19 protein-coding genes, 2 tRNA genes and 2 riboswitches are annotated in these 19,714 nt (G+C 62.4%); of the genes, 12 read left to right on the top strand and 9 right to left on the bottom strand.

The window, feature by feature from the left end; all coding sequences use genetic code 11:
• Positions 1–136 precede the first annotated feature (136 nt).
• The 5 genes from gyrB to HMPREF0291_RS02890 all read left to right on the top strand — a co-directional run bounded on the left by gyrB (position 137) and on the right by HMPREF0291_RS02890 (position 6,212).
• Complete coding sequence (gene gyrB / locus HMPREF0291_RS02910) at positions 137–2,197, top strand: DNA topoisomerase (ATP-hydrolyzing) subunit B (protein WP_005287678.1); 2,061 nt, start codon at positions 137–139, stop codon at positions 2,195–2,197.
• A gap of 57 nt (positions 2,198–2,254) precedes the next feature.
• Entirely contained in the window at positions 2,255–3,133 is an 879-nt protein-coding gene (locus HMPREF0291_RS02905) for an alpha/beta fold hydrolase (protein ID WP_005287675.1), read from the top strand.
• Positions 3,134–3,525: 392 nt separating this feature from the next.
• Positions 3,526–3,619: riboswitch (TPP riboswitch) on the top strand.
• A 62-nt stretch (positions 3,620–3,681) separates the two neighbouring features.
• A complete protein-coding gene (locus HMPREF0291_RS02900) occupies positions 3,682–4,722 on the top strand; it encodes an ABC transporter substrate-binding protein (protein ID WP_005287672.1) in 1,041 nt (346 codons plus the stop codon).
• The gene (locus HMPREF0291_RS02895; RefSeq protein ID WP_005287669.1) at positions 4,703–5,476 is read left to right on the top strand and encodes an ABC transporter permease; all 774 of its coding nucleotides are present in this window, start codon (positions 4,703–4,705) and stop codon (positions 5,474–5,476) included. The genes HMPREF0291_RS02900 and HMPREF0291_RS02895 overlap by 20 nt, the downstream gene beginning before the upstream one ends.
• Positions 5,469–6,212 carry an ABC transporter ATP-binding protein gene (locus HMPREF0291_RS02890; protein WP_005287667.1) on the top strand — a complete coding sequence of 248 codons (744 nt, stop codon included), beginning with the start codon at positions 5,469–5,471 and terminating at the stop codon, positions 6,210–6,212. Before HMPREF0291_RS02895 ends, HMPREF0291_RS02890 begins: the two co-directional genes overlap by 8 nt.
• On the opposite strand, the gene tenA is transcribed toward HMPREF0291_RS02890, so the two are convergent.
• From tenA to HMPREF0291_RS02855, 7 genes are all read right to left on the bottom strand, one after another.
• Positions 6,209–6,904 carry a thiaminase II gene (tenA, locus tag HMPREF0291_RS02885; protein WP_005287664.1) on the bottom strand — a complete coding sequence of 232 codons (696 nt, stop codon included), beginning with the start codon at positions 6,902–6,904 and terminating at the stop codon, positions 6,209–6,211. The two genes, HMPREF0291_RS02890 and tenA, sit on opposite strands and share 4 nt — an antisense overlap.
• Positions 6,905–6,912: 8 nt before the next feature.
• Positions 6,913–7,581 (bottom strand): TenA family protein, encoded by a 669-nt coding sequence (locus HMPREF0291_RS02880; RefSeq protein WP_005287660.1) that lies wholly within the window; start codon positions 7,579–7,581, stop codon positions 6,913–6,915.
• Positions 7,572–7,670: riboswitch (TPP riboswitch) on the bottom strand. (Overlaps the previous gene by 10 nt.)
• A gap of 197 nt (positions 7,671–7,867) precedes the next feature.
• The gene (locus tag HMPREF0291_RS02875; protein WP_005287657.1) at positions 7,868–8,194 is read right to left on the bottom strand and encodes a hypothetical protein; all 327 of its coding nucleotides are present in this window, start codon (positions 8,192–8,194) and stop codon (positions 7,868–7,870) included.
• Positions 8,195–8,196: 2 nt separating this feature from the next.
• Positions 8,197–8,640 carry a DUF6918 family protein gene (locus HMPREF0291_RS02870; protein WP_005287654.1) on the bottom strand — a complete coding sequence of 148 codons (444 nt, stop codon included), beginning with the start codon at positions 8,638–8,640 and terminating at the stop codon, positions 8,197–8,199.
• Between the two features lie 76 nt (positions 8,641–8,716).
• Complete coding sequence (locus tag HMPREF0291_RS02865) at positions 8,717–9,838, bottom strand: YPDG domain-containing protein (RefSeq protein WP_005287651.1); 1,122 nt, start codon at positions 9,836–9,838, stop codon at positions 8,717–8,719.
• A gap of 65 nt (positions 9,839–9,903) precedes the next feature.
• Entirely contained in the window at positions 9,904–10,176 is a 273-nt protein-coding gene (locus HMPREF0291_RS02860; protein ID WP_005287648.1) for a hypothetical protein, read from the bottom strand.
• A 353-nt stretch (positions 10,177–10,529) separates the two neighbouring features.
• On the bottom strand, positions 10,530–10,751 hold the full coding sequence (locus tag HMPREF0291_RS02855; RefSeq protein ID WP_005287645.1) for a hypothetical protein: 222 nt from the start codon (positions 10,749–10,751) through the stop codon (positions 10,530–10,532).
• Between the two features lie 100 nt (positions 10,752–10,851).
• Here HMPREF0291_RS02855 and gyrA point away from each other — a divergent pair, with 100 nt between their 5' ends.
• From gyrA to HMPREF0291_RS02835, 4 genes are all read left to right on the top strand, one after another.
• Positions 10,852–13,491 (top strand): DNA gyrase subunit A, encoded by a 2,640-nt coding sequence (gyrA, locus tag HMPREF0291_RS02850; RefSeq protein WP_005287642.1) that lies wholly within the window; start codon positions 10,852–10,854, stop codon positions 13,489–13,491.
• 3 nt (positions 13,492–13,494) lie between these two features.
• A complete protein-coding gene (locus HMPREF0291_RS02845) occupies positions 13,495–13,836 on the top strand; it encodes a DUF3566 domain-containing protein (RefSeq protein ID WP_005287639.1) in 342 nt (113 codons plus the stop codon).
• A 64-nt stretch (positions 13,837–13,900) separates the two neighbouring features.
• Positions 13,901–13,974: transfer RNA gene (locus HMPREF0291_RS02840), tRNA-Ile, on the top strand.
• A 15-nt stretch (positions 13,975–13,989) separates the two neighbouring features.
• Positions 13,990–14,062 (top strand) — tRNA-Ala (locus HMPREF0291_RS02835).
• Positions 14,063–14,484: 422 nt separating this feature from the next.
• Here HMPREF0291_RS02835 and HMPREF0291_RS02830 read toward each other — a convergent pair.
• Positions 14,485–15,597 (bottom strand): FAD-dependent monooxygenase, encoded by a 1,113-nt coding sequence (locus tag HMPREF0291_RS02830; RefSeq protein ID WP_005287637.1) that lies wholly within the window; start codon positions 15,595–15,597, stop codon positions 14,485–14,487.
• Positions 15,598–15,639: 42 nt separating this feature from the next.
• Entirely contained in the window at positions 15,640–16,620 is a 981-nt protein-coding gene (locus HMPREF0291_RS02825; protein WP_232210315.1) for a polysaccharide deacetylase family protein, read from the bottom strand.
• Here HMPREF0291_RS02825 and HMPREF0291_RS11205 point away from each other — a divergent pair.
• From HMPREF0291_RS11205 to HMPREF0291_RS02810, 3 genes are all read left to right on the top strand, one after another.
• Complete coding sequence (locus HMPREF0291_RS11205) at positions 16,608–17,276, top strand: CPBP family intramembrane glutamic endopeptidase (protein ID WP_083770232.1); 669 nt, start codon at positions 16,608–16,610, stop codon at positions 17,274–17,276. The two genes, HMPREF0291_RS02825 and HMPREF0291_RS11205, sit on opposite strands and share 13 nt — an antisense overlap.
• Positions 17,273–17,647, top strand: a complete 375-nt coding sequence (locus HMPREF0291_RS02815) for a helix-turn-helix domain-containing protein (protein ID WP_005287625.1) — start codon at positions 17,273–17,275, stop codon at positions 17,645–17,647. Before HMPREF0291_RS11205 ends, HMPREF0291_RS02815 begins: the two co-directional genes overlap by 4 nt.
• 221 nt (positions 17,648–17,868) lie before the next feature.
• Complete coding sequence (locus HMPREF0291_RS02810) at positions 17,869–19,392, top strand: beta-galactosidase (protein WP_005287622.1); 1,524 nt, start codon at positions 17,869–17,871, stop codon at positions 19,390–19,392.
• Positions 19,393–19,714 lie beyond the last annotated feature (322 nt).

The following is a 19,714-nucleotide window of genomic DNA, read 5'->3' as shown; positions in this document are numbered from 1 at the left end:
GCATTCCCTCTGGGAGGTTGAATCGTTCACACGCTGCCCGGATCAGCCCCACACGCTCGGCCGCTACCAGGAATGTCTGCAGCGGCATGTAAAATAACCACGGTTAAGCAAGCTTTTTCCAAGGAGAGTCGTTCACGTGGCTGAGCAACAACCGAACTACGACGCGTCATCGATCACCATCCTCGAGGGGTTGGAGGCCGTCCGTAAGCGTCCCGGTATGTACATCGGTTCCACCGGCAGCCGCGGCCTGCACCACCTCGTGTGGGAGGTCGTGGACAACTCCGTCGATGAGGCGATGGCTGGGTACGCGGACAAGGTCGAGGTCACGCTGCTTGCCGACGGCGGAGTTCAGGTTGTCGACAACGGCCGCGGCATCCCCGTGGAAATGCACCCGTCGGGCGCGCCGACAGTCCAGGTGGTCATGACCCAGCTGCACGCCGGCGGTAAGTTCGACTCCGAGTCCTATGCCGTGTCCGGTGGTCTCCACGGTGTGGGTATCTCCGTGGTGAATGCGCTGTCCACTCGCGTTGAGGCGGACATCAAGCGCGATGGCAAGCACTGGTACCAGAACTTCACCAACGCGATCCCGGAGGAACTGGTCGAGGGCGACAACGCCCGCGGCACTGGGACCTCGATCCGATTCTGGCCGGACGCAGAAATCTTCGAGACTGTCGAGTTCGACTACGACATCATTGCCCGCCGCCTGCAGGAAATGGCCTTCCTGAACAAGGGCCTGACCATCACCCTCAAGGACGAGCGCGTCTCCGATGAAGAGCTTGAGCTGGAGGCGATCGCCGAAGAAGGCGATACGGCTCAGGTTGTGGAGGGGGATTCGTTTGCGGATGAGGATGTCGTCGATAAGCAAGAAGACGGCGACGTCGCACCGACCTCGAAGAAGAAGCGCGAGAAGAAGGTCACCTACCACTACCCGAACGGGCTGGTGGATTACGTGAACTACCTCAACCGCACGAAGACGGCGATCCATCCGACCATCGTCGGCTTTGAAGCGAAGGGTACTGACCACGAGCTTGAGATTGCGATGCAGTGGAACGGCGGCTTCAAGGAGTCTGTCCACACCTTTGCCAACACGATCAACACGCACGAGGGCGGCACCCATGAAGAGGGCTTCCGCGCAGCGCTGACCTCGCTGATGAACCGCTACGCGCGCGAGCACAAGCTGATCAAGGACAAGGACCCGAACCTCACTGGTGATGACTGCCGTGAGGGTCTGGCCGCCGTGATCTCTGTGCGCGTGGGCGACCCGCAGTTCGAGGGCCAGACCAAGACCAAGCTGGGCAACTCCGAAATCAAGGGCTTTGTGCAGCGTGCGGTCAACGAGCACCTCAACGACTGGTTCGACGCGAACCCGGCGGAGGCCAAGGTCATCATCAAGAAGGCCGTGTCCTCCTCTCAGGCTCGTGAGGCTGCGCGCAAGGCGCGTGAGTCAGTGCGCCGCAAGTCTGCGACGGATCTGGGCGGGCTGCCCGGCAAGCTCGCCGACTGCCGCTCCAAGGATCCGGTAGCGTCCGAGCTGTTCATCGTGGAGGGCGACTCCGCGGGCGGTTCGGCCAAGCAGGGCCGCGACTCGATGTACCAGGCCATTCTCCCTCTGCGCGGCAAGATTCTGAATGTGGAGAAGGCGCGCCTTGACCGCGTGCTGAGCAACAATGAGGTCCAGGCGATCATCACGGCGCTGGGCACGGGCATCAACGACGAATTCGACATCTCCAAGCTGCGCTACCACAAGATCGTGCTCATGGCCGACGCCGATGTGGACGGCCAGCACATTGCGACGTTGCTGCTCACGCTGCTCTACCGCCTCATGCCGGAGCTCATCGGCGATGGCCACGTGTTTTTGGCCAACCCGCCGCTGTACAAGCTGAAGTGGCATAAGGGCGAGCCGGGTTACGCCTACTCCGATGCGGAGCGCGACGCTGAGCTGGAAGAGGGCCTCAACGAGGGCCGCAAGATCAACACCGACGACGGTATTCAGCGCTACAAGGGTCTCGGCGAGATGAACCCGGGCGAGCTGTGGGAGACCACCCTCGATCCGGAGAACCGCATCTTGCGCCGCGTCGAGCTTGAGGATGCCCAGCGCGCCGACGAACTCTTCTCTATCCTCATGGGCGATGATGTCGCTGCCCGCCGGTCCTTCATTACCCGCAAGGCGAAGGACGTGCGCTTTCTCGACGTTTAGGAGGTTTTCCCCTCAAACTTGGGCGCTCTCCCCGCCAGTGCTGGCACAATAGCCTGCATGACGTCCGTGGATGAGCATTACACCTTGTCGTACCTGCCGGATCACTCTGTGAGCACGGTTTATTGTTTCGAGCCGAAAGAGCCGCGCGCCGGCGCGCCGCTGGTGATGATGTGGCCCGGGTTCGGCATGGGTGCGCGGTATTACCGTCCGTTGGCGAAGGAACTGGCGTCGCGCGGGTACTACGTGGCTATCGGTGAGTTGCGCGGCCAGGGCACGAACACCACGAAAGCGATGCCGGATAACCAGTGGGGCTACCACAACTTGGCATCGGAGGATTACCCGGAGGGCATCAAGGCGGCGAAGAAGGAGCTCTCGCTTCAGCCCAACCATCCCACTTATTTGCTGACACACTCCATGGGCGGCCAGGTGGGCTCGATGTTCCTGGCACGGCCGGAGGCTAAAGAGCTCAACGTCCAGGGTCTGATGGGAGTCGGTTCCGGCAGCCCCTACCACCGCGGTTTCACCGGGAAGGACCACGTGCGCGCTCTGCTTGGCGGGCAGATGATGGGCCAGGTGGCCAAGCTGCGCGGCGTGTGGCCGGGCGGCGCATTGGACATCGCCGGTTACGGCCGCCAGTCCGGCCGGCACGTCTACGAGTGGTCGCGCTTCAGCCGCATGAACACCATCGCAGATCTCCAGGGCCAGGACATCAACTACGCCGAGGAGATCAAGAACGTCCGCGTTCCGGTGCTGCTGACCCGGTTTGCGAACGATTCCGAGTGCACCCTTGAATCCTGCGAGTACCTTCTCGAGCACCTAGAGAAAGCGCCACGCAAGGCCGAGGAGCTTCCCGGCCGACTGGGCCACAACCGCTGGGCTCGTGAGCCGGGAATCGTGGCGGACCGTTTCGAGGAGTTCGTCGCGCAGCAAATCTAGTCCCACGAAACCCCGTCGCTGAAGGCAGTTACCGTCCCGATACCGCCTGAGGTTTTAGCCGAAAAACTGGTGAATGCTTAAGCCCGTTCTAAGCTTCACCCGGTTCCGTAGCGTCACCTGTTTATACACGTAAACCGAGCTAGTAGTTACGTACCGATTGTGCAAAAGTATCGTCTGGATCCTCCGGTTCCTCAGGTTCTTCCGACCGGGGCAGCTCCGGTTCCAGCGCGGGCACGATCCCTGCGCCGGAGGCTGAGCCAGCAGCGCCCGGCTCCGAGTAACCGAAGATAACGCTAAGGCGGTCACCCTTTTCGGTGGCCGCCTTTCGCCTTCCCTGGGGATGTTTTCAACGATTCTCCCTCGGCGGTCACTCCCGGCTGGTATAAAAAGAGACACGTGACACGGGGTGCCCTCTGGGGGCTGAGATAAGACCCGTTGAACCTGATCCAGTTTGGACTGGCGGAGGGATTGTCACGGGGACGCTCCTGCGCACCAGTGCGCGTGCACCCGTGGGCCTTTCGCCAGGAGGAAAGAAAGGCCCGAGGACAATGAAGATCTCCAAAAAGCTCGCAGTGTTCATGGCTGCGTTGGCGGGAGTGTTCATGCTCACCGCATGCGCGGACAGTGCAGACCAGGCAGGCGGTGGTGCCGGCGGCGCTGGCGGCGACAAGATCCGCATCGCGCTGGACTGGACGCCGAACACGAACCACACTGGCCTGTACGTGGCCATCAACAAGGGCTACTTCAAAGACGCCGGTTTGGATGTGGAGGTTCTGCCGTACAACGACTCCAACCCGGATCTCATGGTCGATGCCGGGCAGGCGGAGTTCGGCGTGAGCTTCCAGGACACCGCTACGATCACTATGGCTGCTGGGGCAGACGTGCGCTCGGTCCTCGCGGTCCAGCAGACCTGGTCCACTGAGGTCTCCGTTTTGGCGGACCGCGACGAGATCAAGAGCCCGGCTGACCTGGACGGCCTGACCTACGGCGGCTTCGCTAACCCGTCGGAGGAAGCCACCATGCGCGGCGTCATCCAGGCCGCCGGCGGCAAGGGCGACATCGAGACCGTCACCCTGGGCACCAGCGCGTATGAGGCGCTGTACAACGGCGACGTGGACTTTACCGTCCCCTTCGTCGCCTGGGAGGGCATTGAGGCCGCAGATCGCGGCGTCGAGCTGAAGAACTTCGCCTACACCGACTACGGCTTCCCGGACTGCTACAACGTGATCATCCTGGGCAACGGCACCTGGCTGGAGAAGAACCCGGAGCAGGCGAAGAAGTTCGTCCAGGCACTCCAGCGCGGCTACCAAGACTCGGTCGATGACCCGGATGCTGCAGCCCAGATCCTGCACGAGGAGAACTCGGACCTGCTGACGGACGTGGACTTCCTCAAGCGCAGCCAGCGCATGCTCGCCGAGAAGTACATGCTCGATGAGGGCGGCAAGTTCGGCCGCCAAACCGAGGAGCACTGGGCTGAGCTGGGCACGTTCCTGGGGGAGCAGGGCCTGCTTGTGGATGCCAACAACAAGCCGCTGACCGAGGACCCGGACTGGTCGACCTACTTCACCAATGAATACCTCGCGGATTAGCGTCGTCACGCCGGTCGTCTTCCTCACCGCCCTCATTGCGGTGTGGGAGGCTGCCGTGCGCCTGACCGGGGTCCGCCCGCAGATCCTCCCGGCGCCCAGCCGGGTGGTCACCGCCGGGTGGGAGCAGCGCGAGGTCATTGCCGGCCACGCCGCGTCCACGCTGGGCGTCACGCTCGCTGGCTTCGCGCTGTCTATGGTGTGCGCGTGGTTCATTGCCATCGCGGTGGACTTCTCGCCCACACTCAAGCGCGGCCTCATCCCGCTGCTGGTGGCCTCGCAGACAATCCCCGTGATCGCCATCGCTCCGCTGATGATCATTTGGTTCGGCTTCGGCATGCTGCCGAAGATGCTCGTGGTCGCTCTGGTCACGTTCTTCCCGGTGGCCATCGGGCTGATCGAGGGTTTTGACCGCACTGACCGCGAAGCGTCGAACCTGTTGCGTTCCATGGGGGCCAGCCGCTGGCAGGAATTCAGTTTGGTGAGGTTGCCGTCGGCTCTCCCGTCGTTCTTCACGTCCTTACGCATTGGCATCACCTACGCCGTGACGGGCGCGATTTTCGCTGAGTACGTTGGTGCGCGCCAGGGCTTGGGCATTTACATGAGCGTGCAGAAGAACGCGTTCCGGACGGACCTCGTGCTCGCGGCGGTGGCCGTGACGGCGGTGCTCAGCATCGCGCTGTACCTTTCCACGTACCTCATTGAGCGTGCCGTCATTCCGTGGCACGCGGCCGAAAGGAGGGCGCGCCGTGGCTGAAACACCCCGCCTCTCACTCCAGTCCGTCAGCCGCACATTCGGGGCGTTGCACGTGCTTGACGGTGTCTCCTTCGACGTCGCGCCGGGGGAGTTCGTCTCCCTCGTCGGGCCATCGGGCGCGGGCAAATCAACGCTGTTCAACATCATCGCAGGCCTCGACGCGCCCGGCGCAGGCACAGTGCTTTTCGACGGCACCCCCGCCGCCGGCCGCCGCGACCTCACCGCCTACATGCCCCAAAAGGACTTGCTCTTCCCATGGCGCAGCATCTTGGCGAACGCGGCACTCGGGTTGGAAGTCCAAGGCGTGCCGCGGAAGGAAGCGCGCGCCCGGGCCCGCGCATGGTTCCCCCGCTTCGGCCTGGACGGTTTCGAGGACTCGCTGCCGTTCGAGCTGTCCGGCGGCATGCGCCAACGTGCCGCGCTGCTGCGCACGGTGGTGCAGGAGCGCAGCACCCTGCTTCTTGATGAGCCGTTCGGCGCCCTCGACTACCTCACCCGTCAAGAACTCCAAACGTGGATGCAGCAGGTGTGGGCCGACAACTCGTGGACGGCGCTGCTGATCACCCACGACGTGCGCGAGGCCGTCATGCTGTCTGACCGCGTGGTCGTGTTCAGCCCGCGGCCGGCCACGGTGCGCGAGATCGTGGAGATCGACTTGCCTCGCCCCCGCGGGATCGATGTGCTCGCATCCCCGGAGTTCGGTGAATACGAACGGCAGATCCTGTCGCTGCTTTAACTTTCTTTGATTCCGTGGGCTGACCCCACGGAATCGAGCGCCTGCTGCCAGAAGTCGCGCTCGAGGCGGGACGCCGTGCGGAAAATGTCCAGCAGGCGCTCAAACCGCGGTGTGCCCACGAGGTCCTCGGCGGGCATCTCGGCAAGCCGGTCCAGCGTCTCGATGGATGCCTGGCCCATGCCTTGGAAGTCCTCGGCGGCGTAGGTGGTGATCCAGTCGCTGTACGGGTGATCCTCGCGGCCCTCCAGGCGCGGGGCAAGGTATGTGCCGATCTCGGCGTACCCGATCTGGCACGGAGCCAACGCAATCTGCAGCTCCAGCACGTCACCGGCCAGACCCGTGTCGATCACGTAGCGGGTGTAAGCCACGGTGCCCATCTTCTCCGGGGCGCGGTCGAGCTCGTCTTCGGAAATGCCCCACTCGGCGGTGAGCTTCCGGTGCAGCTTCGTCTCGTCGATAATGCCGGACATCGCGGTGCTCACGGCTTCAATCTCCGACAGACGACGGCTCTTGAACGCGGCCAGGGCATGCGCCCGGGCGAAGTGCACGAGGAAGAGGTAATCCTGCACGAGGTAGTCTTGGAAAGCTTCGAGGGGCAGTGTGCCGTCGCCAAGCTTTTCCACGAACTCGTGCTTCGTGTATTCCTCCCACTCCGGCGCGCGGGACTTCAGTTCTTCATACAGCGTGGTCATGGTTGCTCCTAGTTAGTCTCGATCGGCTCGGCGTAGGCGGCGTCGAAGAAGTCGAGCTCGAGTTTCACTGCGCGGCCGAAGAAGTCGCTGAGAACCTGGCGGGTCTCCTCGTCCTTGTCGCCGAGGCGGTCGACCTCACTGCGCAGGAACTCCACCAGGGTGTGGAACTCGGGGTAGTCGTGCAGCTCAATCCACTCGTTGTGGACAAAGCTTTCCGGGCGGTCCTCCGGGGCCTTGACGGCCCAGTCGAGGTAGAGCCACTCGGCGACGACCAGCACACCGAGCGCCGCCGCGTAGGAGCGCGTCTCCGCCGCCTCACGCATCAGGCCGGTGAAGCCTGCCGTGGCGTCCGAGTCCGGGATCTCCTTGCGCTGCTCTTCAGTCACGCCCAGTTCATCGAAGGAGCGCAGAAAATACGTGTTCTCGTCGCCGGCGACTTCACCGATGAACTGGGACAGGCGCAGGCGCGGCGCGAGATCGTCCGCAGTGGACATAGCCGCGCCGAGCAACTGCAGGAAGCTGTCCACGAACCGGTAGTCCTGGACCAAGTAGGAGGCCATGACGCCGGGGTCAATGGTGCCGTCGAAAAGCTCCTGCACAAAGCGGTGATTGACTGCTGCATCCCACGTTTCTCGGTGGGTGTTGCGCAGCTCGTCGGTAAATCGTGCATCAGTCATAAGGACATTCCTCCGCGAATTCGAATTCGATCAGGTTCAGCGGGTGTGATCTCAGCCGGACTAGTTGCCCGGCACCCCGTGTCGTATGAGTCCACGCTACCGGAAACGCGGACTCCCCGCGGCGCCGTTTTCACGGCCTCCGCGGGGAGTCGGTACAGGTTCAAGTTGCAGTCCTTCCGCCACAGCGCCTCGTAATCACATCAGTCACTGCAACCACAACGGTTCACAACTTTAACATCAGTGGGGGAGGGGCGCCACTTTCCGCGTTGAAAAGTTTCTCAGCGGCCTAAAACTGCAGGTTTTTGGTGAAATCCTGGATAGCCTGCTGCACCTGCGGCAGCTTGAGAATGGCCCCGGCAAGGACAGCCAGTGCCGCGAAACCCAGCCCGACCGAGATCGGCGCGAAGCCGGTGTACGCGCTGCCGAGCGGTGGTTCTTTCGGCGTTTCCCAGCCATCCGGGATCTTGTCGGCGTTGTCCTTTTGCGAGGATGCTGAGCTGAACGCCTGCAGCGCCGATCCGCTGCCACTGGAATCAGCCGCCTGAGCAGCCGGAACCGAGAGCAGCGACGCCGACAACGCAGCCGCAGCGAAAGCAGTGGTGAGCTTCTTCATAGTTAGCTCTTGGCGTGGCGTTCAACGATGTCGCCGAACTCAGGCAAAACCGGGGCCACGATCTTGCCCACCTTGCCGCGTAGCGACGAATACACCTTCCCCACAGCCGCCGGCGCCCGATCCGCGAACGAATCGCCGATTTTCAGCACCGAATCGGTGACCTCGTCCTCATTGGCGGCGAGGTAGGCGCCGAACGAGTCCTTGTCACCGCCGGACTGGTACTTGTCCCAGTGCGGAGTCAGCTCCTCGACGATGTTGGGCAGGAGCTGGTTGATGCCTTTGCGGAGGGCGTCGTCGTCGACACGCGTGGCAGCGCCAACCGCTCCCTTGATTGCCATGCCAGTCACACCGGACTGGTTGGACACAGTTTCGTTGGCCAGATTGGTCAGGTCGCCCACGACAGCGTCGCGGGTGGGGTCGTTGAGAATTGCTTTCAAGTCACTCATGCCAGCTATCGTATGCAGAACTGCACAGCTCGCGCACAGCAAGGGTCGAGGTGGGGTCTTGCTGGCGTGCGTGAGTTTAGAACGGCAGGCGGAATCCGCCGTTGTTCTGCATGAACGCGAAGATGGCCGCGCCGGCGGCACCCAGCAGCGCCAAGGCACCGAGCAGGATTCCGGCACCCGATGAGCCGTTGCCAAGGGTTGGGCCGGTCTGATTCGGGGTAGTCCGGCTGGACTCACCGACGGTGAACCTGATCTGGGACGCCTTCTTCGAATTATCAGGGAAAGTGGCCATCACCGAAAATTTCACCCTTGCGCCCCGGCCGGAGTTGGCGGGAGCCTTGGCGGTCACCACGCCAGTGCTGCGATCCACCGAGGCAGTCCAGCCGCTAGGGACCTCCCCCAATGCGAAGGTGGTGCCGGCAGGAACGTTCTTCTTGGTTGGAGCAGCGCTACCAGCCTTGTTGGCCGGGATTGTCACGGTCGGGTACGTGATCGTGGCGTTGTCTCGCTGCCACTGTCCCTGCTCGGAGATGGTGAAGTACAGCGTCTCCAGCTGGGTATTGCCGTTCGGGAACCAGACTTCGACGGCTACGGTGAACCGACCCGGCAGAAGATTGCCCTTCGGCTTAACGGTCACGTCGCCCTTGTGATTTATAGTCGCTTCCACGGTGTTGCGAAGCTGCGGGTTCAGGTCGTGGCGGATCTTGAAACTCGTGCCTGCAGGCAGGGACGCGGTCTGGCGGGCGGTGGCTGTCTCATTGCCGCGCATGGTCACCGATTCCCACACCGCTTTGTGCTCGTTCAGCTTTTGCTGCGCAGTGACCGTGGCTTGGTAAAACCCAACGTGGCGGCCTGCGCGCGTTTTCACGGTCACGGGGAACTCGATCCGCTTCTGGGAATTGTTCTCCTTGTTCACCGGTGCCTTAACGGTGACGACACCTGCCGAGTCAACGGAAAATTTAAAGCCTGCATACTCAGGCTGCACGGAGAACTGGTAATCACCCTCGGGGGTGCCCTGCGGGACAATGCGCACTTCGCCGCCGAAGCCTGTCTCGGCATCGGGCCAGGTCAGGCCTCCAACGGGTGCTTTTCCCGCAGTGGTCTGGGCGGTGGCAATCGGGGCGGTGGGTGCGCTAATGCCTGCACCGACGAGCGCGGTAGCGCTAACCAGCGCGATGGCCCGCATTGTGATCTTCATGGTTGTGGTCTCCAGGCAGTCTGATTCTTATACTTAAAATTGACTGCCAGAAGAGTAGCAAAACGTCATGAAATAGTTTCAGCCCAACGTACATAGACATCCCGGGCGGTCGACGCGAAAGCGCTATTGTCCCCACGCAGCGGCTCAAGCTTGACGACGCCCCGAGCCAACGCCTCCCCAGCCGCCCCCGGCGAGTCGAAAACCGGGATGCCCTCGATGCGGGCACCGGGGATCGCGGCAGCAGCGCACAAAGCGGAGTAGCTGCGGATGGCGCCGCCGTGGTGGGCGCAGAACTCGTCAGCGATGATGAGCAGTTGTTCAGGCGTGAGCGGTTTCATGAGCGGTTCAAGGGTGCTGCGGTTTCAGGTCGCTGCGGAAAAGTTTACAAACTGGATTTCTGTCTGGAACTGTTGGTGCAGGTCAGAGCGTTTCGTTGGTCTAGATCGACGACAAGCTTGTCGAGTAATCCGCACGACGCCTCCGGCGAGTCTTCTATCGGTTAGTTCTGGCGTCCGGTCCCGGTTTTATGGCCTTCGAGGGGCCTTGCCAAACCCGCTCCTGCAATCGAGTTTGTCATCGTTTGCAGGAGGCCCGGCGGCGAAGGGTTTAGGAGCGGAAAGCAGGGCCCGGCGGCCAGGGGAGGGCAGGGCCGGCGGGCGAGGGGCGAGCGAAGGCCCACCCCGAAACTGGCCTACCCCTCGCCTGGCCGGGCGCGGCGGATCCGGGCCTCCATCCCGGGGTATCCGGGGATGGTGTCGCGGGCGAGTTGGGTGACGGTGGCGTCGTCAAGCATGCGAGCTGCTGCGATGGCGACCGCTCGTTTGACTGCTTCCTGTTTCGAGCACCCCCATGCGGAGGCCAGCAGGCTCAACGCGCGGTCTTCCTCGGTGGACAGTCTGAGCGTCATTGCCATGCGCGAATGGTATCAAACTGATACCGCACGCCGTCTCGGGAATGGCCCCAGTGGTGCGTAGACTGACCACTGACATGTCCAGAGATAGAAAGGTCTCACATTGAGTGATGACACTTTGAGCGGTGACACCTACGACCGCATTTTCCCCATTGACATCAATGAGGAAATGCAGACCAGCTACATCGATTACGCGATGAGCGTGATCGTCGGTCGTGCGCTACCTGATGTGCGCGACGGCATGAAGCCGGTGCACCGCCGCATTATTTACGCGATGTATGACTCGGGGTATCGCCCGGAGCGCAGTTACGTGAAGTCCGCGCGCCCGGTGTCGGACACGATGGGTCAGTTTCACCCGCACGGTGACTCCGCGATTTATGACACGCTTGTGCGTCTCGCGCAGCCGTGGGTCATGCGCTACCCGCTTGTGGATGGCCAGGGTAACTTCGGCTCCCGCGGCAACGACGGCCCGGCGGCCATGCGTTACACCGAGTGCAAGATGACGCCGCTGGCGATGGAAATGGTCCGCGATATCCGTGAGAACGCGGTCGATTTCTCCCCGAACTACGACGGCAAGGCCCAGGAGCCGGACGTTTTGCCGTCGCGTGTGCCGAACCTGCTGCTCAACGGCTCGTCCGGTATTGCGGTTGGTATGGCGACGAACATCCCGCCGCACAACCTCGGTGAGCTGGCGGAGGCCATTTACTGGATCCTGGACAACCACGACGCGGACGAGAAGACCACCCTCGACGCGTGCATGGAGCGCGTGAAAGGCCCGGACTTCCCGACGGCCGGCATGATCGTCGGCGATTCCGGCATCAAAGACGCGTACACCACCGGCCGCGGCTCGATCCGCATGCGCGGTGTGACCGAGATTGAAGAGGTGGGCACGCGCCAGGTCATCGTGATCACGGAGCTGCCGTACAACGTCAACCCGGACAACTTCATCTCCGGCATCGCCGAGCAGGTCGCTGCGGGCAAGATGACCGGCATCTCGAAGATCGAGGACGAGTCCTCTGACCGCGTGGGCATGCGCATCGTGGTCACGCTCAAGCGCGATGCGGTGCCGCGCGTGGTGCTGAACAACCTGTACAAGCATTCGCCGTTGGAGACGAACTTCAGCGCCAACATGCTCTCGCTTGTCGACGGCGTACCCCGCACCCTTCGCCTGGACCAGATGCTGCGCTACTACGTGGCGCACCAGATTGAGGTCATTGTTAGGCGCACCCAGTTCCGCCTGGACGAGGCCGAAAAGCGCGCCCACATCCTGCGCGGCTTGGTTAAGGCATTGGACATGCTCGACGAGGTCATCGCGCTGATCCGCCGTTCCCCGACGGTCGACGAAGCGCGCGAAGGCCTGATGTCGCTTCTCGACGTCGACGAGGTCCAGGCCGACGCCATCCTGGCGATGCAGCTGCGCCGTCTGGCAGCCCTCGAGCGCCAGAAGATTGTCGACGATCTCGCCGCCATCGAGGCCGAGATCGCTGACTACAAGGACATCCTGGCCAAGCCGGAGCGCCAGCGTGCGATTGTGGCTGACGAGCTGCGCGAGGTCGTGGATAAGCACGGCGACGAGCGCCGCACCAAGCTCGTGGCCGCTACCGGCGACGTGACCGAGGAAGACCTCATTGCGCGCGAGAACGTCGTGGTCACCATCACTGCGACCGGCTACGCCAAGCGCACCAAGGTGGACGCCTACAAGTCGCAGAAGCGCGGCGGCAAGGGCGTGCGCGGTGCCGAGCTGAAGCAGGACGACGTGGTGAAGAACTTCTTCGTCTGCTCCACGCACGACTGGATCCTCTTCTTCACCAACTTCGGCCGCGTCTACCGGTTGAAGGCCTACGAGCTGCCGGAGGCGGGCCGCGCCGCCCGCGGCCAGCACGTGGCCAACCTGCTGGAATTCCAGCCGGAGGAGAAGATCGCCCAGGTCATCCAGATCCAGACCTACCAGGACGCCCCGTACCTGGTGCTGGCTACCCGCGATGGCCGCGTGAAGAAGTCCCGCTTGACCGACTACGAGTCCGCTCGTTCCGCCGGCTTGATCGCCATCAACCTCAACGAGGGCGACACTCTGATCGGCGCGTCCTTGGTGGGCGATGACGACGACATTCTGCTTGTTTCCGAGCAGGGCCAGTCCATCCGCTTCACCGCCGACGACGAGCAGCTGCGCCCGATGGGCCGCGCCACCGCCGGCGTGAAGGGCATGCGCTTCCGCGGCGACGACCAGCTGTTGGCCATGACCACCGTGTCCGACGGCCAGTACCTGCTGGTGGCCACCTCCGGCGGCTACGGCAAGCGCACCCCGATCGCGGAGTACAACCCGCAGGGCCGTGGCGGCATGGGCGTGATGACGTTCAAGTACACCCCGAAGCGCGGCAAGCTCATCGGTGCCCTGGCAGTGGAGGAGGATGACCAGATCTTCGCCATCACGTCAGCTGGTGGGGTGATTCGTACGGAGGTGAACCAGATTCGGCCGTCGTCACGCGCGACGATGGGAGTGCGCCTGGTGGACCTCGGTGACGACGTTGAGCTGCTTGCTATCGACGTCAACGTCGAGGACGAAGGCGAGCAGGAAGCCACCGCAGTGGCCAAGGGTGAGAAGACCCTCGAGGAGGTCTCTGACACCGTCTCCAGCGCCGCCTCCACCGAAGTCTCCGGCACGGCGGTGAACGTGAACTCCGTGGAGACCGACGAGGTCGGGGAGTCGCACGACTACGAGGATGACTCTGAGGGTGAGGAGTAGGCCATGGCCGCACGCAACGTGACCCTCACCCGGATTCGGCCGGGCAGCGCCTTCAAGATCGGCATCCTGCTGTCGCTGATCGGCTTCGCGGCATGGCTGCTCGCCGTGACGGTCCTGTACTTCGTCATCGATGCAGCAGGTGTCGTGGACTCGATGAACTCGCTGATCGGCGGCGTCGGCGGCGAGACCGCGATCGATTTCCCGCTCGTGCTGGCCCTGGCCGGTCTGAGCGGGGCGACCGGTGTCGTCTTCGTCGCTCTCATGGCTCCGCTGACCGCGTTCATCTACAATGCGTTGGCAGACCTTGTTGGTGGCCTAGCCATCGAACTAACCGACCAGCAATAGGGCATGTGACCAGGCGATTTGGTTCTATCAAAGCGTCTGGGTAATGTTCTAAAAGTTCCGAGCGGGGCCTATAGCTCAGTCGGTTAGAGCGCATCGCTGATAACGATGAGGTCGCAAGTTCGATTCTTGCTAGGCCCACAAGTTCGGAACAAAGGGGCATTAGCTCAATTGGTAGAGCGCCTCCCTTGCAAGGAGGAGGTCAGGAGTTCGATTCTCCTATGCTCCACAGCCCAGACCCTCTAGCTTCGGCTAGGGGGTCTTCTTGCTGTGTGCGACGTCCGTAGGAGAAAGGCTGCCGAGCTCCGGGTCTCAAACTCATAAATCGAAGTGCGAAACTGCTAACTCCTGGCGGAGGGATACGTGGTCATGGTCGGGGGTCAGGGGAGAAAGGCCACGGTCTACAGCCGCGCTTAGAGGTTGGAATCTAAGAGTCAATGAAACTATGAAATGAATGGCTGAAATTCGCACTTTCATTCGCAGTTTGACACTTTGATTCTCAGTTTGATGCAAAGTGGGAATCTCAGAGACATGAACTAGACCCTTATCGTTCTTCCGGCCTGCAGTTACATCCGCGGTCCACGGGGATCATCAACCTGCCCAAAGTCGCCCGCGCGGTTTTTGGTGGCTTGGCATTCGGTGCCGGTAGTTCTAGAGGGTTGGCATTTCCCAGCTAGTCACCGCCTGAACTTGTCGGTTCGTCGCTGCATCCGGCATACGTTTGAGCATCCAGTTGCGCGCTGCCGCTATGCGAGCACCGCCGGTGTGCACAGAGCGCCCAACAAGCCTGGATTGACGCGCAATCTGCTGGCTTCGGCGCAGACGGTGCTCGTCGTAAGCGCTCAAATCCACAGTGCCCTTCTGGAGAAGCCCGGCAAGAACTGCAGCATCTTCTAGGCCCTGGCACGCGCCCTGACCGAGGTTCGGGGTCATGGCGTGGGCCGCATCGCCCACCAACACCACCTTGCCGGAGTGGTAACTCGGCAGGGGAGACGCCAACTCCTGGATGGGCAGGTACTGGATCGACTCATCCGGCGTTGAGCGAAGCAAAGCAGGAATGGGCTCATGCCACTGACCGAAGGCGTCCCTCAACTGGCTCAGGCCGGTCTCGCCGGGTTGAGCTTCCGGGCCGGTGCGGACAGCGAACCAGTAGACGCGGCCGTCGTGAAGCGGAACGGCGCCGAATCGAGCGCCTGCGCCCCAGGTTTCGAAGCCGGCGTCGAGTACCGGGCCCTCGGTGATTGCCCGCCACGCGCTGTAGCCTGCGTAACTGATTTCTGGGCCGTCAAAGCAGCTGCGGCGCACCGCGCTGCGGATCCCGTCTGCACCGACGACCACGTCGAACTGTTCCACCGCGCCGTTGGCGAAGGTGACAACGCCGGAGCTAGCGTCAACGGCCAAAGCCTCGGCGGAGGTGTGAATGCGCGCCTCAGGGATGTCGTCGATAAGCAGCGCGTGGAGCTCGGAGCGACCGAGCGCGAGTGAAGCTTTGGTGACCTCAGCTGGGATATGCGTCAGCCAATTCCCCTGGGGGTTGCGAATTCCACCCCGTAGAGGGACTTGGTTCTGTTGCAGCTCACGGAAGCGAGCGCCGATGCCTAAAGCATCGAGGGCGGCCAGACCGTTCGGGGCGAGGGTGATACCGGATCCACCGCCGCGCACCTGTGAATGACTCTCGTGAATCTGCACGTCCATGCCGTTGCGGTGAAGTGCCGCGCCCAGTGCAAGACCCGAAATGCCAGCGCCGATAATGCCTATTCTCATGGAGCCCGAGCTTACTGGCCCGTTCGAACGGCTATGACTTAGTTATTCCGGGTCCGGGCCGGACCCGTCGATGAACACGAAGCGGGTGTCACCCATCTCCTCCAGCGCGGCGCGGACGCCGGCGGCGGTGCCGGACCCGGGGTGGTTCATGTGGGCCAGCACGATTGCGCCGTCCGGGGCATCCATGATGCGGGCGGCCACCCGTCCGGCGGGGGCTTTGGCCCCGTCGTCGCCGTTGACGGTGAACCCAGCGATGCTCACGCCGCGGTCGCGGGCGATCTGCACGGCGACATCGTCGTAGTGGGCAGTTCCGGAACGGAACCAGGTCGAATCGGCACCGTAGGAACGCAGCAACTCGCGGTTGACTTCGATCTCGTCAATAACCTCGGCGGGAGAGCTCGTACCGGCGATGCCGTAGGCGGATTGGCCATTCACCGACAAGGGTGCGTGGAGGGTGCCGTGGTTTTCGAGGCGGAAGAGGGGGTCGCTGTGAAGCGTGCGCGTCATGTCAGGGTTCTCCTCGATCCAGCGGTGGTTGAGGAAGAGCGTCGCGGGAACGCTGAACTCCCGAAGCGTATCGACGAGCGCCTCATCTACCCCCATCCCCGTCGGGCCGCCGCACGCGTCAAAGGTCAGGGCGATCGTGTGCGCGCCGGGCGTGGTGGGGACAGTGTCGGTGATGCCGTCCATGTGCAGATCGAACGTAGTGGGGGTAAGGGTCGCGTAGGTCTCAGCCGACGGCGGGGCAGTGGTGCTCGGTGTCGTGCTGGTCGGGGTGACTGCGGTGGTGCGCGTGCCGCTGGCCTGCGTGTTCCCCTCCAGATTGGCGCACCCGCCGAGCACGGCGGCACCGGCGGCGATGAGAGTGCCGGTGAGGAATTGTGCGCGACTGAACTGCTGATCCATTCCGCTTATCGTCATGGGCCGGCGGGCGGTGCGCAACAATGGCCTCCGAATTGTCCCCATCTGGGGGACGCGGCGGCGACGGGGAAGCGCGTTGACTACCAGGTATGCGTAGTTCAACGTTCATGTCTTTCAAGATCACCCCCGCGATGTGGCTGTTCGCCGCCGTGTATGTCGCCTGGGGAGTGCGGGGTTTCTTCATTCGTTTCGACGCGCCCGTGGCGATAGCGGCCAACGCCGTGCTCGCTGCCGTTGGCGTGTGGGCATTCCGGGGCGTCCTCCTGGACCATGCGCTCGGCTTGGCAGAGAATCTCCGCCAGCCTCTGCGCGTTCTCGGTGTGCTGGGCTTGTTCTTTGGGTGTCTGATTGCCGGAAGCGTCATCTTCAGTATCGCTATCAACCTGACGGGGTTGGCGGATTATGAATTGGAGAATGATGTGGCGGTGGGGGAGATCGTCGTCAAGCAATCGGCGTTGGTGAGCGTTGCGTGGATGGCTGTGCTCGGCCCGGCCGGGGAGGAGCTGTTCTTCCGCGGGTTCCTCATCCGGTTTCTCGGGCAATGGTTCGCGCCGGGATGGGCGATCGTCGCGTCGGCGTTCATCTTCGGGCTGGTGCACGCCAGCGGTGTCAGCGCGGCGGAGATGATCTTCGTCCTGCCGCACATTTTCGCAGGCCTCGGCTTCGGGCTGGTGACGTGGAAGGGTGGTATCGTGCTGTCATTCCTGCTGCATGCGGCGGTGAATACTCTGTCGCTGCTCCCGATGCTGATCCCATGATGCGAACACGTCTGACGTTTCTCACCGACATTGCGGTCCCATGCTTGATTATGGCGCTGCTGTGGATCCCGCGGCCGGAGCACGTCGCGTCCACGGCTGATGCGGCCACCGGCGCGGTCTTGTGCGTTCTCGCGGTTGCCGCTACGGCGTTGAGCAGGCGGTTTCCCGTTGTCATGCCGGTGGTGCTGCTCGTTACGACCATCGCGGGGTGGGCTCTGGAGCTGATCCGGGATCCGTTCATCGCATTGGTCGTGGAGCCCGAGACCGTGCGAACGTACCTCAAGCGCATCTTTGCCAAAACGGGGATGACGAACCGGACAATGCTGGCCGTCGCCGCCATTGAGGCGGGACTGGCGGCGCCAGGCCGTTAGGTGCGGCGTTTGGGCAGCGCGCCATGAGGACCTCACTGGCTGGCTTGCACCGGAAGGAGTGGCGTGCAGGTTATCGGCGTAGCTGAGGGTGCGTCGCGTCGACAGTGTTGGCCGCTTTCGATGTAGCTGTCCGCAGACTGTTTCTTAGTTTATCTTTACGTTATACTCATGAAACGATTTTGCAATCATTCCAGAGCGGATCTTGAGGCGGTCTACGGAATATGGATTCACGCACTAGCGGTTTCGCACGATTCACCCAGTTTCTTCAGGCACTTTTCCCGCAACGCAACGCTCGTAACGCGTCGCTCGCAACCTGCGTGATCACAGCGCTGACGGCTTCCTTCTTGGTGGCTCCGCAGGCACAGGCGGAAGATACGACGACCTACCGCGGTACGAACGGTATTGGCATTGTCACCAAGCATGTCGACGACGCGACATCAGTAAGCGAGGTCGAAGAGTCCTTCCGGACCGCCAAGGAGATGGGTGTTGAGTGGACCCGTGTTGGCGCTCCGTGGTACCACATCGAGCGCGAACGAGGTCACTACAACTGGAAGTTCCTCGACCAGACCGTTGAGATCGCTAAAAAGTACGACATCAAGGTCATGATGCAGGTCTCCACCGCACCTCAGTGGGCGACCAGCGTTGGAGACATGTCCGAGGCAGAAAAGAACTCGCTCGACCACTACAAGGACACCTACGCGCCGAAGCCCGAGTACTACAACGATTACGGGCGGTACTTCGCTGACGTGGTCAATCGCTACTCTGCCCACGGAATCGTGGACTACGAAGTGTGGAACGAGCCGTCGATGCAGGGCTTCTGGAGGGAATCCTCCGAGAACCCGAACCCGAGCCCGGAAAGCTACACCAAGCTTCTTCAGGCGACCTACCCGAAGGCGCACGCTGCTAACCCGAACGTGAACGTCATCGCTGGTGGCCAGGTTGTGCTTCCCACCTACGATGATGGCACCGTCGTCAACGGTGTGGAGTATCTCGAGCGGATGTATGACGCTGGTGCCAAGGGTAACTTCGACTCCTTGGCCCACCACCCCTACGGCATCGGTGCAGAGTACTGGGAATACAACGGCTGGGCCTACATGTTCGATGAGCCGAAGACGAAACGCTCCCCAGGCAAGTCCCTCCACTCCGTGATGTCCGCTCACGGTGACGGCCACAAGGAAATCTGGTTGACCGAGACCGGCCAGGACACCCTCAACGCCAACGAGCAGGTGCAGGCGGAGACCTACCAGGACTACATGGAGGCCTGGAACGAAACCCCCAACCTCGGGCCGATCATCTTCTACCAGCTCCACGACCGCAAGCCCTACGGATCCAATGATAAGGAAGACTACTTCGGTGTTCTCCGTGCCGATGGTTCGTGGAAGCCGGCTGCCCACACCATTAAGAACTTCACCGGCGGTGATGACGCCACACCGGTCGAATCCGGAGCCGTGCCGCCGGCTGACGACGACATTGAGGTGGACTCCGGCGCACCCCTGCCGCAGACTGAAGATGACATCGAGGTGGACTCCGGCGTACCCCTGCCTGCAGAAGAATCCGAGCCCTCTGAATCGTCCGAAGCCTCCCAGCCTTCGAAGCCCGATTCCGAAGAAAAGGCCGAGGCGAACAAGGAGAAGTCCGCACAAAAGTCGGACTCCGGAGATAGCCCCTTGGCTCGCCTGTGGACATCCATCTCTGGCTTCCTGCGCAATAACGTGTGGAAGAAGTTCCTGGACTTGTTCTCCTAGTACTCCCGGTAGGACTAACCCGAAGCTCTCGGCAGACGTGCTGTAACGGCACGGCTCCCGGGAGCTTTCGCTATTTTGTCCCGTTGCTAACAGACCGTGCGGAAAAGTTGACGTACGTTTCCCCGGTTTGGGCACCGAAAACCTTTTGACCTGCACAAATGGCGGTAGGCAGAAATCCAGTTTGTCAACTTTTCCGCAGGAGGCGGATGCCCTTGAGTCCTCAACGCTGAGCAAACAGAAATCTCCGCGTCAAGGCCCCCTTTTGAGGCCCCGGGGGTCTCGTTTGATCACGACGAACCTGCCGTTAGCGGGGAAAACTAGT

It is taken from the genome of Corynebacterium genitalium ATCC 33030 (assembly GCF_000143825.1).
Taxonomy (GTDB): domain Bacteria; phylum Actinomycetota; class Actinomycetes; order Mycobacteriales; family Mycobacteriaceae; genus Corynebacterium; species Corynebacterium genitalium.
This window is presented reverse-complemented; position numbering and strand designations above follow the sequence as displayed.

What these genes read in the sequence shown, in the direction of transcription:
- HMPREF0291_RS02905 (WP_005287675.1), top strand. Translation starts at nt 2,255, where the DNA reads ATGACGTCCGTGGATGAGCATTACACCTTGTCGTACCTGCCGGATCAC.
- HMPREF0291_RS02900 (WP_005287672.1), top strand. Translation starts at nt 3,682, where the DNA reads ATGAAGATCTCCAAAAAGCTCGCAGTGTTCATGGCTGCGTTGGCGGGA.
- HMPREF0291_RS02895 (WP_005287669.1), top strand. Translation starts at nt 4,703, where the DNA reads ATGAATACCTCGCGGATTAGCGTCGTCACGCCGGTCGTCTTCCTCACC.
- tenA (WP_005287664.1), bottom strand. Translation starts at nt 6,904, where the DNA reads ATGACCACGCTGTATGAAGAACTGAAGTCCCGCGCGCCGGAGTGGGAG.
- HMPREF0291_RS02880 (WP_005287660.1), bottom strand. Translation starts at nt 7,581, where the DNA reads ATGACTGATGCACGATTTACCGACGAGCTGCGCAACACCCACCGAGAA.
- HMPREF0291_RS02875 (WP_005287657.1), bottom strand. Translation starts at nt 8,194, where the DNA reads ATGAAGAAGCTCACCACTGCTTTCGCTGCGGCTGCGTTGTCGGCGTCG.
- HMPREF0291_RS02870 (WP_005287654.1), bottom strand. Translation starts at nt 8,640, where the DNA reads ATGAGTGACTTGAAAGCAATTCTCAACGACCCCACCCGCGACGCTGTC.
- HMPREF0291_RS02865 (WP_005287651.1), bottom strand. Translation starts at nt 9,838, where the DNA reads ATGAAGATCACAATGCGGGCCATCGCGCTGGTTAGCGCTACCGCGCTC.
- HMPREF0291_RS02860 (WP_005287648.1), bottom strand. Translation starts at nt 10,176, where the DNA reads ATGAAACCGCTCACGCCTGAACAACTGCTCATCATCGCTGACGAGTTC.
- HMPREF0291_RS02855 (WP_005287645.1), bottom strand. Translation starts at nt 10,751, where the DNA reads ATGGCAATGACGCTCAGACTGTCCACCGAGGAAGACCGCGCGTTGAGC.
- HMPREF0291_RS02845 (WP_005287639.1), top strand. Translation starts at nt 13,495, where the DNA reads ATGGCCGCACGCAACGTGACCCTCACCCGGATTCGGCCGGGCAGCGCC.
- HMPREF0291_RS02830 (WP_005287637.1), bottom strand. Translation starts at nt 15,597, where the DNA reads ATGAGAATAGGCATTATCGGCGCTGGCATTTCGGGTCTTGCACTGGGC.
- HMPREF0291_RS11205 (WP_083770232.1), top strand. Translation starts at nt 16,608, where the DNA reads ATGCGTAGTTCAACGTTCATGTCTTTCAAGATCACCCCCGCGATGTGG.
- HMPREF0291_RS02815 (WP_005287625.1), top strand. Translation starts at nt 17,273, where the DNA reads ATGATGCGAACACGTCTGACGTTTCTCACCGACATTGCGGTCCCATGC.
- HMPREF0291_RS02810 (WP_005287622.1), top strand. Translation starts at nt 17,869, where the DNA reads ATGGATTCACGCACTAGCGGTTTCGCACGATTCACCCAGTTTCTTCAG.